This window comes from Kribbella sp. NPDC048837 (genome assembly GCF_055586945.1).
The window spans coordinates 512,478-527,050 of sequence record NZ_JBVJHF010000006.1 but is presented as its reverse complement, the minus strand read 5'-3'; the positions used below and the strand labels follow the sequence as shown (position 1 = coordinate 527,050).

Sequence of the window (14,573 nt, the reverse complement as noted above, 5' to 3'; positions counted from 1 at the left end):
TACGGCCGGCCTGCACGGTTGAGCTATGACGAGCGAGTGGGGCCGCGACGGTTGGGCGGTTGAGCCAGGCGGCGGTCACCGGGTAGACCTGGGTGGGCCGCACGGGCTCGAGGTGCTGGTCTGTGGTGTCGACGTCGAGAATGCGCTGGGCGCCTTCGTCTTCACGCATGACGTGATCAAGGAGAACCCACCGCACGCACACCACGACTTCATGAACATCGCCTACGTGCTCGACGGCGAGTACGACTTCCGGGTCGGCGACGCGACGTTCTCCGGCGGGCGCGGGACGATCGTGGTGGTACCGAAGCGCAGCCAGCACACCTTCACCACACCCACGGGCGGCCGGATGCTGTTCGTCTCCTCGCCCGCGGGCAACGAGGAAATGTTCCTGGAGATGGGCAAACTCGGCCCGACACCATCCCCCGAACAGCTCGCGGACGCGAACGAGCGCTTCCACACCACCGGCCTCCCCGGCGAGCAGGGCCTCCCTTGAAGCACCATGCGAGCGCCCGAGTAACCCAAGGTCCCGACGTGCCGGTGGATCCGTAGTCGTCCGCAGGCCACGTCGGTACGTACGTCGGCCTGGCCGGTCACTCGGCTGCAGGTACCCAGCAGAGGCAGAACGGGTGCCCGGCCGGGTCGGCGTACACCTGAACCCCGCGAGCGGCCCCACGATCCTCGGCGGCCTTCAACAGCCGACCACCGAGCCCGATCACCCGCTCATGTGCGGCGTCGTGCGCCTCGAGGCCCTCGAAGTACAGGTCGAGGTGAATCTGCTGAGGAGACCCATCGGGCCAGTCCGGCGGCACATGATTCGGCGCCGACTGCACACCGAGCGCCCACCCTCCATCCACCCAGATAGCGCGCCACCGATCGCCCCACTTCTCCACGGTGCCGCCCAGGAACTCGGCCCAGAACGTGCTCTCCGCATCGATGTCCGCAGCGTCGAACACGATCATCCGATGTTTGATCTCCATGACCGGCCAGTCTGGCAGCACCCGCATGCGACCGCTCGGCGAGCTTCACGCGACTGCGGGGGCCGGTCGGCAGTGGGTCCCTTGTCTGGCGGGAGCGGCCACCGCCTATTTCACGACGATGGTGGCGGTCATTTCCGGGTGTATGGAGCAGTGGTACGGCACCGTGCCGGCAGTGGTGAAGGTGTGGGTGAAGGTCTGGCCGCTCGCCATCGGCGATGAAGCGAACGAGTTGTCGTCGGCAGTCACGGTGTGTTGCGTCGAGTCGTCGAACTTCCAGGTCACCGTGGCGCCGACTGGGACGGTCACGGTCGTCGGCGTGAACATGAAGTTCTTGATCTCCACCGTCGATCCACCACTGGGAGCCGCCGAACCACTGGACACCGGCGGCGCAGCGGATGCCGTCGGACTCGCTCCGCCACTGTCCGAACCGGAGCCGCAGCCCGTTGCCAGGGCGAGCAACGCCAGCAACGCGACGAGAACCAAGAGCGTGCGGCGAGGACGGAGCGAAGACGCGCACGAGATTTCGGCTCGCTTCATGGGTGCCTCATCCAGCGGGGACGCAGTGCTTGGGACAACCAAGCAGGACGCTACTCCGGAGGTGCCCGGTTGCACAGGCGAGAGGAGGTTCGTCAACACCGCCGAAGGCGGGTTCACGCGAGTTGATCTGTTGGCGAGCAGCGGATCGTGAGTGGTGCTTTGCCTGCTGGGGCGGCGTTGCCGTCGTCGCGGGAGCTCGCGGCGCGGTTGTCGGTGTCGCGGGCGACGGTGGTTGCGGCGTACGAGCGACTGGCCGCACACGGATTGATCTCCTCGCGGACCGGCAGCGGTACGTTCGTCACCGGGCACACCAGCCCCACGCCAGCCGCGTCGATCGCATCCCCGTTGCGGGCGCGGGCGATCTGGGGCGTGGAGCAGCTTGCTGTGCCGGAGCTGACCCCACCGGTTGCCGAGTTCAACTTCGCGCCCGGCGTCCCCGCGCGTACCGAGTTCCCGTTCGCACGCTGGCGAGCGGTGCTCAACGATCAGCTACGCACCCGCACCGAGGTCACCTACGCCGACCCGGCAGGCTCGAGCCGCTTGCGGCAAGCGCTCGCGCGCCATCTGGCCGTGAGTCGCGGTGTCCGGATCGCACCGGAGCAGTTGGCGATCACGACGGGCGCGCAGCAGGCCTTCGACGTCGCCGCGCGCATTCTGCTCTAAGCAGGCGACACGGTGGCTGTCGAGCATCCCGGCTACCTCCCGGCCTACCGCGCGTTCCTCGCGTACGGCGCCCGCGTCGTCGAAGTCCCCGTCGCCAGCGAGGGCCTGATCGTCGACCGGATCCCAGCGGGAACGCGGCTGGTGTAAGTGACGCCGTCACACCAGTCCCGCTCGGCATGCCGCTGTCCGAATCACGCCGTACGGCGCTCCTCACCTGGGCCGCCCAGAACGACGCCGCGATCGTCGAGGACGACTACGACTCGGAGTTCCGCTTTACCGGACGCCCGCTCACGCCCCTGCACGCGACCGACAACGAGGGCCGCGTCCTGTACGTCGCCGGCCACGTACAGGCCGCGCTCGCAGCCTTCATCGAGCAGGGCGACCTCGCTCGCCACATCCGGCGGATGCGACGTTCGTGCGAGCGTCGCCACGACCTGCTGATCAGCTTCCTGCGTGAGCATTTCACCGGCATCCTCGACCCGATCGAATCGAGCGGCGGGATCCACATGGCCGCGCTGCTCACCCCAGGACAACGTCCGGACACGATCCCTCGCGGCGCGTGCTCTCGCGGCGGGCGTGAACCTCGGGACGACCTCGCGCTGGGGGATCGAGCGTCCCGGCCCGAACGGGTTCGTGTTCGGGTACGGCGCCATCCCGGCTGACCGGATCGCGGACGGACTCACCGCGCTGCGCCGCGTTATCTGACCGAGATTGGACTGGCGCAGTACGCAGCGAATCGGTACCACCATCGGGCCGTCGCCGTTCCTAGGCTGCCGCGGACACCCACGACAGGAGGACCGATGAGATCCCTGCGCATCGCCGCGGTGGCCCTCGGCTGTGCCGGTGCCGTCGGCGGCCCGTCCCTGGCCAACGCAGCCCACGCTGCGAGCAGATCGACGCGACCATCTACGACAAGGTCGTCGATGAAGGCTGCCCGCCCCCGACCCAGGTCTGCGTGATCGGCACCGTCCGCGGCAAGCACGGCTTCAACGGGACCGACGTGTTCATCCTCGGCTCCCGCTCGGACCCGCCGCCGACGGCACCCGGCTACCGTCCCGTCAGCGGGACGATCACCTACACGTTCAAGGACGGATCGACGCTCACGGCACTCGAGACGAGCATCGGCAACATCGACACCACCACGGGCTTGGGGCACGCCGGCGGCACCCAGGAGGTCACCGGCGGCATCGGCCGCTACGCGGGGGCGACCGGGTTCACGTACCTCAACCAGCACTTCGAGACCGGCCACTTGGTCACCGAGATCCAGGGCGAGGTCTGCCGGCCGAAGACCTGAGGCCGTTCCTCGCGCGCAAACCGATTTGAGGTGTTGGACTGACGGGATCTGTCAGTCCAACGGCTGGATCGGGCGGGCTGGCGTTGGGTGAGCACGTGACTGCTTCTCTAGCGCCCGCTGTGCGCCGGTTGATTCTGGCGACGTTGGTCAACACTCTCGGGAACGGCGTGTACGCGGCCGTCGGCGCGCTCTACCTGACCAGGGCCGCCGGGCTCTCGGTCGGGCATGTCGGCGTCGGTCTCACGGTCGCCGGACTGATCGGGCTGGTGACCAGCACCCCGCTCGGTGTTGTCGCGGATCGGCTCGGGCCCAACCGCGCGTACGTCGGTTTCCTGATCCTCCAGGCGATCACGATGAGTGCGCTGACGCAGGTCCGTTCGTTCATCCCGTACGTCGTGGTCGCGGGCGTCACCGCGATCGCCGACTCCGGCCAGCGGGGTGCGAAGGGGGCGCTGATCGCCGGGCTGTCGCCGGCCGACCAGCGGGTGCGGACCCGGGCGATCCTCCGAGTGACGACCAACATCGGCATGGGTGCGGGGATGGCGCTGGCCGGGATCGTGCTCGCGGTCGACCGGCGGGAGGTCTATGTCATCGCGCTGCTGGCGAACGCGGCGACGTACCTGGTCACGGCCGGGCTGGTGCGGTTCGGGCTGCCGGCGGTGGAAAAGGTGCCCTCGGCAAATGGTCCGGCCGCGTCGACGGCGTTGAAGGATCGCCCGTTCCTCGTGTTCGTCGCGCTGGACGGCGTACTGAGCATGCACAACGCGATGGCGCAGATCGCGATCCCGCTGTGGGTGGCGACGGCGACGGACGCGCCGCGGTGGCTGATCTCGGTGCTGCTGGTGATCAACTCGGTCGCCGTGATCCTGCTCCAGATCCGCGTCGCGCGAGGGACCGAGAGCCTTCCCGGCGCCGCTCGCGCTGGTCGTCGAGCCGGTCTGTTGCTGGCTGGTGCGTGTGCCGTCCTGGCTCTGACCGACGTGACGTCCGGGGCGATCACGATCGGCCTGCTGATCGCGGCCGCGCTCGTCCACGTCCTCGGCGAGATGCTGCAGTCCGCCGGCGGCTGGGGGATCAGCTTCGAGCTCGCCCCACCCGGCGCCCAAGGCCAGTACCAGGGTGCCTACGCCATGGGACACCAGGTCGGCGACCTCATCGCCCCGCTCATCCTCACCACGATCGCCGTCACCTGGGGCTGGCCCGGATGGTTGCTAACAGCCACCATCTTCCTCACCGCCGGCACCCTCCTCCCCCTCGCCGTCCGCCGCCACCCCTACTGGCCCGAACCGTCCAGCGCCCAGCTGGAACCCGAGCAGGTCCCCGCCGCCTGACGACTACCCCGCGGCAGCTACCCGGGCCGCAGCTCCCAGCCGACCGACAAACTCCCGCCGCCACACATCGACTTCATCTCATCGCCCTCCCACCACGCAGCGAAGCTCTGACGGCCGATACTGAGCAGCATGGTTGAGGAGTCTGACGCCCAGGACGGCGAACGGTCGAAACGTACATCGGGACGACGAGCGATCATCGAGTACGTGACGGCCCTCGGCGTCATCGGGAGTCTGGTGTTCGGCGGGATCAGCCAGTACCTGACGCGCGACCAACTGGCTCAGGCGTCAGACGCTCAGTTCACCTCGCGCTACAGCACCTCGATTCAGCAACTCGGCGACGATTCACTGGATGTTCGGCTCGGCGGGATCTACGGCCTGAGCAGGCTGGGCAAGGATTCGCCGCGGGACGCCGCGATGATCCGCGAGGTTCTGACAGCATTCGTACGTGCGCACGCTCGGCCGGCCGCCAAGCCGGCAGCAACCGGGGCACGGCTGGTTCGCCCGCTAGACATCGCCGCGGCGTTGTCGGTCGTCGTTCAGCTTCCCGATCCGGAAGCGGGCGAGGTAAACCCGATGGGGATCTCCTACGTGGACCTGTCCTTCAACGATCTGCAGTCGGACAGCTTCCAGCACCTGATCGCACGAGGTGCGAAGTTCGTCGGCGCTGATCTGGCCGACGCAACCATGTCGTCCGCTGACCTGTTCGCCGCAGATCTGAGGGGTGCTGACCTGACCGTCGTCGAACTGGAGGACGCGAATCTCAATGCGGCAGATCTGACCGAGGCGTCGATGCAGGCGGCGCTCCTCAATCGGGCAGACCTCGGGCAAGCGACGTTTCAGCGCGCCGATCTTACGAGTGCGGATCTATCCGGCGTCAGGGCGGATACGTCGCCGGGTTCCAGGGCGACCGATTTCGGCGAGGCGAAACTCGTCAAGGCGAAGCTGGTCGGAGCCCACCTGAAGGGGGCAAGTTTCAAGGGCGCGGATCTCACGGACGCGGACCTGAGCGGGGCCGATCTGACCGGCGCCGACCTGACTGGCGCGGTTCTGGCGGGTGCCAAGCTCGACGGCGCGCACCTGGACAACGTGGTGGGTTGCACCGACCCGCGCTGTCCTTGAGCCCAGCTCGGGGAACGACGGGTCGGCAGTGCCTCCAACGGTTGGCGGTCGGAGTGGAGGCGGGTGCGGAGGTGGTGGACGTCTACTTCGGGGAGGTGGAGCTCGATCAGGTCGTAGGTTTCTTCGATGAGATTGCGCAGTACCGCTGCTCCCTCTGGTGCGGGAAGCGTGAACACCGAACGCAGTCGGGCGGCGAGATCCTTCGGCGCGATCGTCAATTCGTCTTCCAGCGCGTCCAGGCGTTTGAACGCCGACGGGTGTCCGCAGTAGCGGCCGTTCAGCGCGTGCAAGAGGGTGAGCACCTGACTCCCGATCCGCATGAACTCGCGGGCGAGCAGGAGCGGATTGTCGCGATCGACGAGCATGCGCCAGCGCCAGAACTGTTCGACCACGCCATCACGCTGGACGATGGCGATCGCGAGCCCGCGCGGATATGTGGCTGCGCGGGCCTGCCAGCGCCGTACGACGTCCGCGCGTACGCCGCTGATCTCGCGGCCCTCGACGATCCCCTTGATGGCGTCGAGCCCGGGGCCGTCGGGGTGGCAGGATCCCAGCACGCGGTCGAGGGTTTCGTCGACCACACTCGTCACTGTGTGGATGACCTCGACCAACAGTCCGTACGGGCGTGTGGCGCCGAGATGAATGTGGTCGTACCAGGGTGGGCTCGACTCCGCATCGGTCACCATCCGGAGGTCGGCCGCGTAGGCCGACCGGGCGACCGTGGCGCGTTCCTCGGCCGTTGGTCGCCGGGACCAGAACACCCCAACCTCCGTATCGGACCAGCGGTCGGCATCACCGCGGGCTGTGGAGCCGCTCAGCATGACAGCGTCGACGGCCGCGGAGTCGGCGTACGCCTCGAGGACGGGTCGTACGGCCGCCCGCCGCCAGATCGCCGCCTGCGTCGGATCCGGTGGGCGATCATCCATCCCCGCAGTAGAGCACAGGCGCCGGGGCATGACCGGCGGAGCGGCGTCACCCGCCGGGGGTGAGGTGATCGGGGTGTCGGGGCGGAAAGCTGGCGAGCACAGGTGCAGGCCAGGGGAGGGCAGCATGGCGACACTCACGGTGTGGAAGTTCGAGACCTGGAACGCGGCCAACGAGGCGATCGGTACGTTGGAAGGGTTGGCCAAGCAGGGCGTGATCACCGTGCATGACGCCGCGTCGGTGACGTGGCCGCCGGACGCCAGGAGGCCGAAGACCCGGCAGTTGCGCCACCTGGCCAAGAGAGGTGCGCTCGGCGGCATGTTCTGGGGAATGCTCTTCGGGATGATCTTCCTGATCCCGTTCGTCGGCGCTGCCGTCGGGGCCGCGTCCGGCGCGGTGGCGGGTTCGCTACGCGACGCCGGGATCGACGACGACTTCATCAAGGCTGCCCGCGACCAGATCACACCCGGCACGTCGGCCCTGTTCCTCCTGTCGAGCGATGCGGTCCTCGACAAGGTCAAGGCGACATTCGAGGCAACCGGCCTGAGCAAGCCGCAACTCATAGAGTCGAACCTGTCAGCCGAACAGGAAGCCACCCTCCGCGAAATGTTCGCCAACTAGCCCGAGCGGACACCACTCACGGACGCGAGTAGGTCGCCGCTGATGGATGGGTGGGGCGGCGGCTGGCTGGTGTTGTCGCGTGAGTTGGACCACGGGTACGGCGCGGTGCGGTCGGCTCGCGTGTTCGGGTGGCGCCAGGCTGCGGTGGCTTTCGGGTAAGCGGGCGACAGCACGCGCGGCTGGGCGGGCGGGGCGGCCGCTGGAGCACGCGACGTAGGAGCGCGCGTTGCGGGTGCGAGGGGAAGAAGTCAGGCGGCGAGGGGTTTGAGGAGGTTGCGGAGGGTGCGGGCGGCGGTGAAGCCGGCTCGGTTGGCGCCTATGGTGCTGGCGGACGGGCCGTAGCCGATGAGGTGGATGCGGGGGTCGACGGCGGTGGCGGTGCCGTTCATGCGGATGCCGCCGGAGCGCTCGCGCAAGTGGAGGGGCGCGAGGTGGGCCAGGTCGGCGCGGAAGCCGGTGGCCCAGAGGATCACGTCGACTTTCAGGTGCCGCCCGTCGGACCACTCGACGCCGTCCGCGGTCATGCGGGTGAACATGGGCAGCCGCGTGTAGACGCCACGCTCGAACGCAGCCTGCTCCTGCGCGCGGAGGTGAAGCCCGGTCACGCTCACCACGCTCCGCGGCGGCAGACCCGCGCGTACGCGCTCCTCGACCTTCGCCACCACCTGCCGGCCGTACTCAGGGTTGAAGTCCTCACCCGTCCGCCACTCCGGCTCCCGCCGCGTCACCCAGGTGGTCGTCGCGACCTCGGAGATCTCCGCCAGCAACTGCACCGCCGACGCCCCACCACCGACCACCAGCACATGCTGACCGGCGAACTCGGCAGCCCCGCGATAGTCAGCCGTGTGCAACTGCCGCCCACCGAACCTCCCCGGATACCAAGGAATGAACGGCCGATCCCACGTCCCGGTCGCATTCACGATGGCGGCCGAGTGGTAGGTCTCACCAGAAGTCCGCACCTCGAAGTCCCCGTCCACCTCCCGCACGCTCTCCACGGCGACAGGTCGCAGCACCGGCAGCGCGAACCGCTCCTCGTAATCCGCGAAGTACGACGGCACGAACGTGTTGGCGCGGTCACCGGACGCACTAGGCGGCACCGGCACCCCCGGCAGGTTCGCGATCCCGTGGACGTCGTGCATCGTCAGCGAGTCCCACCGATGCTGCCACGCCCCACCCGGCGCCGGGTTCCGGTCCAGTACGACGACCTCGTCGTACGGCGTGAACCCGAGCCGCACCAGATGGTACGCAGCCGACAACCCGGCCTGGCCGGCGCCGATCACCACTACTTCGAGCACACCAGTCCCAACATCCGGGCCGCCGAAGCTCTTCCCGGCGGCGATCTCCGGGAACGGGAACACCGGCAAGCTAGCGTGATCGGCATGGATCTCACCGCGGCGTACGGCTTCCGGATGGACTGGATCGTCAGCTTCGTCGCCGTCGCCCGCCACGGCGGCTTCTCCGCGGCCGGCAAGGCGGTCTTCCGCGGTCAGTCCCGGATCAGCGAGCACGTCGCCGACCTGGAGAAGGCCCTCGGCGTCCAGTTGTTCGACCGTACGGTCCACCCGGCCGCCCTGACGCCGGAGGGCCGCGCGCTGCTGCCGCACGCCGAGGAGATCCTGAACCGCCTCGGCGACCTGTCCGCGGCGCGCGGTCACGTCCGGTTCGGCGCCTACCCGAGTGCGGCGGCGTGGTTGTTCCCGCGGGTCGCGCAGCGCGTACCGGCCGAGGTCCGGCTGCACTTGGTCGAGGGGCCGAGCATCGACCTCGAAGGCGCGCTCGGCCGCGGTGAGGTCGACCTCGCGATCCGGCCGGTACATCCGCTGGTGGCCTCGGAGTCGCTGGAGCACGAGATCCTCTGGACCGAGCCGCTGGTCGCCGTGTTCCAGGACGGCCACCCGCTGGCCGCCGCACCGAAGGTCAGCCTGGCCGAGCTCGCCGAGCTCCCGCTGATCTCCATCGGTGAGACCTCGGGCGCGCGCCAGTTCGAATCACACCTCGCCTTCGCGTCCGCCGGGCTCAGCCCCGAGAGCGTCTTCCGCACCAACCAGCCCCAGACGCTGCTCTCGCTGGTCCGTCACGGCCTCGGTACGGGCGTCACCAACGCGCTCGCGGTCACCACCGCCAACCTCACCGGCGTACGCCTGGTCCCGATCAGCGACTCCAAGGTCGAGCGACAGGTCGCCCTGTTCGCCCACCGCGACCGACCGCGGACGCCGGCCCTGGAGCAGGTCATCACCGCGGTCCGCGCCGTACCACCGCCGACCTGGCCCTAGAGCGAGGCTCCGCAGAGCTCGAGACAGCGAGTCAGCAGAGCGTCCTGCAAGGACTGGTCGTAGGCCTGCGGATTCACTTCTATCGCCTTGCGATCCTGGAAGAACGTCCCGCTGACCAGTGCCGCCGGATCCTCCGACACCGCCAGCCAAGCAGGAGTATCGGCGCCCTGGGCAACAGTCAACGGCGCCGCGTACCCGCTCATCTTCGTACTCACCCAGCCCGGATGGACCGCGTTCGACAGCACATCTGGCCAGCGCCGGGTCAGCGCGAAGGCAAGGGCGGTCAACGCCAGCTTGGAGTCCGCGTACGCCGCATCCTGCGACCACTCCTGCTCGTGCTGCAGGTCGTCGAGCCGGATCTTGCCGCGGACGATCGAGTCCGAGCTGACGAACACGATCCGCCGCGGCTTCGGCAACAGCGCGGTGAGCAGCAGCGGTGCCAGCGCATTGATCTGGAAGGTCCGCTCCAGGCCGTCCTCGGTCACCGGCCGGCTCTCGTCCTTGCTGCCCCAGCCGGCATTGTGTACGACGACGTCCGGCGCCCCCACCCGAAGCACCGAGGCAGCCAACGAGCGGGTGGACTCCAACGACCCCAGATCCCCAAGCACGTAACCTGGCCCGCCGCGGTCCGCGTTGCGAGCGTGCCGGATGACGTCGTGCCCTTGCGCTGTCAGGACCCGCGCGATCTCCGCACCGATCCCGTCGTTCGACCCGGTGACCAGGATCCGGCTCATCGCGAGCCTCCCGTCGTGACAGGCACCCCGTCGGGTGCGACCAACTGCTGAACTCCGGGCGCATCGACGTACAGGCGACGCGGACCCAGTACGGCGGAGCCCGCGGCCGACAGGTCGTTCGGCACGATCGGCTGGTCGAAGCTGAACACCTCGAGCACCGCCTGACCGGCCTGCAGGTACGTCATCAGGAACCCGCGGGGATCGCCGTGGTGCCGGATGTTCCCGATCACCTCGAACCCGAACCGGTCCCGCCAGAACGCGAGCGCGGCCTCCAGGTCCGACACCGTCACCGCGACGTGGTCGAAGCGCGGCTCCGCACCCGCGACCTGAGCCGCCTCGGCGGCCGCCAGCTCCGGTGACGAGATCTCCTGGTAGCTGAGGTTGCCCTGGATGAACTCCAGCCGCGCGCCGTCCGGGTCGAGGAAGAACGCGATCCGGACGTCACCGAGCACGTCGAGCGGCTGCGACAGCACCGTCACGCCGGCGTCCTCCAGCCGCTTGATCTGCCGGTCGACCTCGGCCACCTTCATCCCGAGGTGCCGGATCCCGCCCTGCAGATCGTCGTTCACCCAGCCGCCTTGATTGCCCTCGGCGCCGGTCTCGACGAGCTCGAGGACGACGGTGCCGTGGCTCAGCAACCGGCTGCGGCCGGTCGGTCGCGGTGCGTCGGGGAGAGGCTGGAAACCCAGCAGGCCTTGGTAGAAGTCGAGGGAACGGTCGAGATCGCGGCAGCCGATCTCGACCCGGTGCAGTCCCGGCTGCGGCGAAGGTGGCATGACGGCGAGAGTACCGTGACCGCTCACAGAATGGCACCCCCGAACTCTTGACAGTCCGGTTTCCGGCAGTCGAGTCTGTGATCGCTCACAGAATTCCGTGAGCGATCACAGAAACCAGGGACGCACCCATGACTCCATCTGCTTTTGACCGCCGCACCCTTCTGCGCGGCGTCGCCGGCGTCGGCCTGGCGGCGGCCCTGCCGGCCTCGCTGGCCGCCTGCTCCAGCGACGACGAGCCGGCCGCGGCGCCGCAGCCCACCGGCGACCCGGACGCGCCCGCCAAGCTGACGTTCTGGACCTGGACGACCGGGATCGACAAGGTCGTCGCGATCTGGAACCAGAAGAACCCGACCCAGCCGGTGACCGTCAGCGCCCAGGCCCAGGGCGAGGAACTGATCACGAAGATCGTCACCGCGCACCGGGCCGGCAACCCGCCGGACCTGATCCACGCCGAGTACCAGGCGCTGCCGGTGCTGATCACCAACGGCGTCACCGCCGACCTCAGCTCGCTGGCCGCGGACGTGAAGAGCGCCTTCACCGACGGCATCTGGGGGCTCACGTCGTTCGGCGGCAAGACGTACGCGATCCCGCAGGACGTCGGCCCGATGATGTTGTACTACCGGTCCGACCTGTTCGAGCAGTTCGGTCTGACCGTGCCGAAGACCTGGGACGAGTTCGGCGCGCTCGCCGAGCAGGTCCGGGCCAAGGACTCCAAGCGCTACCTGGCGACCTTCTCCTCGGGCGACCCGGGCTGGTTCGCCGGGCTGGCCGAGCAGGCCGGCGCGAACTGGTGGACCAACGACAACGGCACCTGGACCGTGGCGATCAACGACGACCCGACGAAGAAGCTCGCGAAGTTCTGGGGTGACCTGGTGAACGCCGGAACACTGCAGGGCAAGCCGATGTACACGCCGGAGTGGAACAAGGCGATGAGCGACGGCACCCTGCTGGCCTGGCCGAGCGCCGTCTGGGGCGCCGGCGTGCTGCAGGGCGTCGCGCCGACCACCAAGGGCAAGTGGAAGATGGTCGCGATGCCGCAGTGGGACGCCGGTACGCCGACGACCGGGTTCTGGGGTGGGTCCGCGACCGCGATCGCGGCGAAGTCCAAGCAGTCGGCCCAGGCGCAGAAGTTCGTCAAGTGGCTGAACACCGACCCGGAGGCGCTGGAGGCGTTCGTGTCGTTCGGCGGGATCTACCCGGCGGCGACCGCCGGCCAGTCGACGCCCGCGCTGGCCAAGGCACCCGCGATGATGCCGAACCAGCCGAGCTTCTTCGCCGACGCCGCGGCGATCTCGAAGACCGCGCGCGGATTCACCTGGGCGCCGAACGTCAACGTCACCTACAGCCAGTACAGCGACCTGTTCGCCAAGGCCATCCAGACCAAGGGCGACTTCACCCAGGCCGTCGACCAGTTGCAGGCGGCATCGGTCGCGGACCTGAAGAAGCAGGGCTTCCAGATCAAGGAGTCCTGACGGTGGCTGTCCTGTCCGCTCCGGCGAGGTTCCGCCGACCACGCCGGGTCGGCGGCGCCGCGCCGTACGTGTTGCTGGTCCCCGCGCTGGTGCTGCTCGTGCTGTTCCTGATCGTCCCGATCGGGTACACCGTCTGGCTGAGCGTCCGCGCGTCCCGGGTCACCGGCGGCGGCCTCGGGTTGCGCAAGGAGACGTTCGTCGGCCTGGCGAACTACGTCGGCGCGATCACCGATTCGGCGTACGCGCACTCCGTCGTACGGATGCTCGGGTACGGCGTGATCGTCGTCCCCACGATGCTCGGTCTGGCGCTGCTGTTCGCCCTGCTCCTCGACTCGCGCGGCGCCCGGCTCACGTCGTTCACCCGGCTCGGCATCTTTCTCCCGTACGCCGTTCCCGGCGTGATCGCCTCGCTGCTGTGGGGATTCCTCTACCTGCCGGGGGTGAGCCCGATCCGGGCCGCCTTCGAGAAGGCCGGGCTGCCGGCGCCGGACTTCCTCGGCTCGGGCAGCGTGCTCTTCTCGGTCGCCAACATCGGCATCTGGGGCGGTGTCGGCTTCAACATGGTTGTGCTCTACACCGCGCTGCGCGGGCTGCCGGCCGAGCTGGACGACGCGGCCCGGGTGGACGGCGCGAGCGAGCTGCAGATCGCGTTGCGGATCAAGGTTCCGCTGATCGCCCCGGCGCTGGTGATGACGGGGATCTTCTCGCTGATCGCGTCGCTGCAGGTGTTCAGCGAACCGTCGACCCTGCAGCCGTTGACCGACTCGATCTCCTTCACCTGGGTGCCCTTGATGACGATCTACCGCGACGCCTTCGTGAACAACGACATCTACACGGCCGCGGCCGCTTCCGTGATGCTTGCCATCGGCACCTTGGTGGTCTCGCTCGCGGTGCTGAGCTTCCTGCAGAAGCGCGCCTTCGGGGAGGACCGATGAGTACGGCCGTCCTGCCCCAGACTGCGCCCCAGGTGCGATCGGTAGCGAGCCCGCCGCGGCGGACCCGCTACCTGTCGACGGGCATTCTGTTGCTCGGGGCCCTCTACTGCCTGCTGCCGGTGGCTTGGGTGGTGATCGCCGCGACCAAGGGTCCGGGCGACCTGTTCACGACGTTCTCGTTCTGGCCGAGCTTCAACGGCGGCTTCGGGTACAACCTGTCGCACCTGCTGGACTTCCGCGACGGCATCTTCTGGCGCTGGGCGCTCAACAGCCTCCTGTACGCCGGTGCCGGCGCGGTGCTGTCCGTCGGGATCTCGGTGACCGCGGGCTACGCGCTGGCGAAGTACAAGTTCCAGGGCCGGGAGACGATCTTCCGCTGCATCCTGGCCGGCGTGCTGGTCCCGCAGATCACGCTGGCCGTGCCGCAGTACCTGCTGATGTCGAAGCTCGGCCTGGTGAACTCGTACTGGTCCGTGCTGCTGCCGAGCATCATCAGCCCGTACTGCATCTACCTGTCCCGTATCTACGCCGCGGCGGTGGTGTCCGACGACATGCTCGAGGCCGGCCGGATCGACGGCGCGGGGGAGTACCGGCTGGCGTGGTCGATCGGGATGCCGCCGATGATCCCCGGCATGGTGACGATCTTCCTGCTGCAGTTCGTCGCGATCTGGAACAACTTCCTGCTGCCCTACATCATGATCTCCGACGACCGCCACTTCCCGATGACGGTCGGCCTGTTCTCGATGCTCAACCAGGGCGCCAGCCAGCCGGCCCTGTACTCGCTGGTGATCATGGGCGCCTTCTTGTCGGTGCTGCCGCTGATCGCGCTCTTCCTGTTCCTGCAGCGCTACTGGCGCATCGACCTGGTCAGCGGCGCGGTCAAGGGCTGACCCTCTCTCCCAACCATCACTGGAGGA

Annotated in this window: 18 protein-coding genes; 13 read left to right on the top strand and 5 right to left on the bottom strand. The window is 68.6% G+C overall.

What is annotated here, in order from left to right:
• Nucleotides 1-25: 25 nt before the first annotated feature.
• A complete protein-coding gene (locus ACZ6O0_RS29070) occupies nucleotides 26-493 on the top strand; it encodes a cupin domain-containing protein (protein WP_465768167.1) in 468 nt (155 codons plus the stop codon).
• A gap of 97 nt (nucleotides 494-590) precedes the next feature.
• On the opposite strand, the gene ACZ6O0_RS29065 is transcribed toward ACZ6O0_RS29070, so the two are convergent.
• Both ACZ6O0_RS29065 and ACZ6O0_RS29060 read right to left on the bottom strand, forming a co-directional pair.
• Nucleotides 591-977: a VOC family protein gene (locus ACZ6O0_RS29065; protein WP_465768166.1), complete on the bottom strand. Its 387-nt coding sequence runs from the start codon at nucleotides 975-977 to the stop codon at nucleotides 591-593.
• Nucleotides 978-1,082: 105 nt separating this feature from the next.
• Nucleotides 1,083-1,301, bottom strand: coding sequence for a cupredoxin domain-containing protein (locus ACZ6O0_RS29060; protein ID WP_465768291.1), 219 nt, complete (start codon nucleotides 1,299-1,301; stop codon nucleotides 1,083-1,085).
• Between the two features lie 360 nt (nucleotides 1,302-1,661).
• Here ACZ6O0_RS29060 and ACZ6O0_RS29055 point away from each other — a divergent pair, with 360 nt between their 5' ends.
• From ACZ6O0_RS29055 to ACZ6O0_RS29020, 8 genes are all read left to right on the top strand, one after another.
• Nucleotides 1,662-2,177: a GntR family transcriptional regulator gene (locus ACZ6O0_RS29055; protein WP_465768165.1), complete on the top strand. Its 516-nt coding sequence runs from the start codon at nucleotides 1,662-1,664 to the stop codon at nucleotides 2,175-2,177.
• A 12-nt stretch (nucleotides 2,178-2,189) separates the two neighbouring features.
• Nucleotides 2,190-2,324, top strand: a complete 135-nt coding sequence (locus ACZ6O0_RS29050; protein ID WP_465768164.1) for a hypothetical protein — start codon at nucleotides 2,190-2,192, stop codon at nucleotides 2,322-2,324.
• Nucleotides 2,325-2,353: 29 nt separating this feature from the next.
• A complete protein-coding gene (locus ACZ6O0_RS29045) occupies nucleotides 2,354-2,839 on the top strand; it encodes a hypothetical protein (protein ID WP_465768163.1) in 486 nt (161 codons plus the stop codon).
• Nucleotides 2,840-3,132: 293 nt separating this feature from the next.
• Nucleotides 3,133-3,471, top strand: a complete 339-nt coding sequence (locus tag ACZ6O0_RS29040; RefSeq protein WP_465768162.1) for a hypothetical protein — start codon at nucleotides 3,133-3,135, stop codon at nucleotides 3,469-3,471.
• A gap of 95 nt (nucleotides 3,472-3,566) precedes the next feature.
• Nucleotides 3,567-4,802 (top strand): MFS transporter, encoded by a 1,236-nt coding sequence (locus ACZ6O0_RS29035; protein WP_465768161.1) that lies wholly within the window; start codon nucleotides 3,567-3,569, stop codon nucleotides 4,800-4,802.
• A 129-nt stretch (nucleotides 4,803-4,931) separates the two neighbouring features.
• Nucleotides 4,932-5,921: a pentapeptide repeat-containing protein gene (locus ACZ6O0_RS29030; protein ID WP_465768160.1), complete on the top strand. Its 990-nt coding sequence runs from the start codon at nucleotides 4,932-4,934 to the stop codon at nucleotides 5,919-5,921.
• A 284-nt stretch (nucleotides 5,922-6,205) separates the two neighbouring features.
• A complete protein-coding gene (locus tag ACZ6O0_RS29025; RefSeq protein ID WP_465768159.1) occupies nucleotides 6,206-6,910 on the top strand; it encodes a hypothetical protein in 705 nt (234 codons plus the stop codon).
• Nucleotides 6,911-6,971: 61 nt separating this feature from the next.
• A complete protein-coding gene (locus tag ACZ6O0_RS29020) occupies nucleotides 6,972-7,466 on the top strand; it encodes a DUF1269 domain-containing protein (protein ID WP_465768158.1) in 495 nt (164 codons plus the stop codon).
• A 248-nt stretch (nucleotides 7,467-7,714) separates the two neighbouring features.
• On the opposite strand, the gene ACZ6O0_RS29015 is transcribed toward ACZ6O0_RS29020, so the two are convergent.
• Entirely contained in the window at nucleotides 7,715-8,824 is a 1,110-nt protein-coding gene (locus ACZ6O0_RS29015) for an FAD-dependent oxidoreductase (RefSeq protein WP_465768157.1), read from the bottom strand.
• A 21-nt stretch (nucleotides 8,825-8,845) separates the two neighbouring features.
• Here ACZ6O0_RS29015 and ACZ6O0_RS29010 point away from each other — a divergent pair, with 21 nt between their 5' ends.
• Nucleotides 8,846-9,739, top strand: a complete 894-nt coding sequence (locus tag ACZ6O0_RS29010; protein WP_465768156.1) for a LysR family transcriptional regulator — start codon at nucleotides 8,846-8,848, stop codon at nucleotides 9,737-9,739.
• On the opposite strand, the gene ACZ6O0_RS29005 is transcribed toward ACZ6O0_RS29010, so the two are convergent.
• Both ACZ6O0_RS29005 and ACZ6O0_RS29000 read right to left on the bottom strand, forming a co-directional pair.
• Nucleotides 9,736-10,473, bottom strand: coding sequence for an SDR family NAD(P)-dependent oxidoreductase (locus ACZ6O0_RS29005; protein ID WP_465768155.1), 738 nt, complete (start codon nucleotides 10,471-10,473; stop codon nucleotides 9,736-9,738). The two genes, ACZ6O0_RS29010 and ACZ6O0_RS29005, sit on opposite strands and share 4 nt — an antisense overlap.
• Complete coding sequence (locus ACZ6O0_RS29000; RefSeq protein ID WP_465768154.1) at nucleotides 10,470-11,249, bottom strand: VOC family protein; 780 nt, start codon at nucleotides 11,247-11,249, stop codon at nucleotides 10,470-10,472. The genes ACZ6O0_RS29005 and ACZ6O0_RS29000 overlap by 4 nt, the downstream gene beginning before the upstream one ends.
• Nucleotides 11,250-11,377: 128 nt before the next feature.
• Between ACZ6O0_RS29000 and ACZ6O0_RS28995 the strand changes: the two genes are divergently transcribed.
• From ACZ6O0_RS28995 to ACZ6O0_RS28985, 3 genes are read left to right on the top strand one after another with little or no spacing between them, the layout of a single operon-like run.
• Nucleotides 11,378-12,721 (top strand): ABC transporter substrate-binding protein, encoded by a 1,344-nt coding sequence (locus ACZ6O0_RS28995; RefSeq protein WP_465768153.1) that lies wholly within the window; start codon nucleotides 11,378-11,380, stop codon nucleotides 12,719-12,721.
• Nucleotides 12,722-12,723: 2 nt separating this feature from the next.
• Nucleotides 12,724-13,656, top strand: coding sequence for a carbohydrate ABC transporter permease (locus tag ACZ6O0_RS28990; protein WP_465768152.1), 933 nt, complete (start codon nucleotides 12,724-12,726; stop codon nucleotides 13,654-13,656).
• Nucleotides 13,653-14,546 carry a carbohydrate ABC transporter permease gene (locus ACZ6O0_RS28985; protein WP_465768151.1) on the top strand — a complete coding sequence of 298 codons (894 nt, stop codon included), beginning with the start codon at nucleotides 13,653-13,655 and terminating at the stop codon, nucleotides 14,544-14,546. Before ACZ6O0_RS28990 ends, ACZ6O0_RS28985 begins: the two co-directional genes overlap by 4 nt.
• The last annotated feature ends 27 nt before the right edge of the window (nucleotides 14,547-14,573 follow it).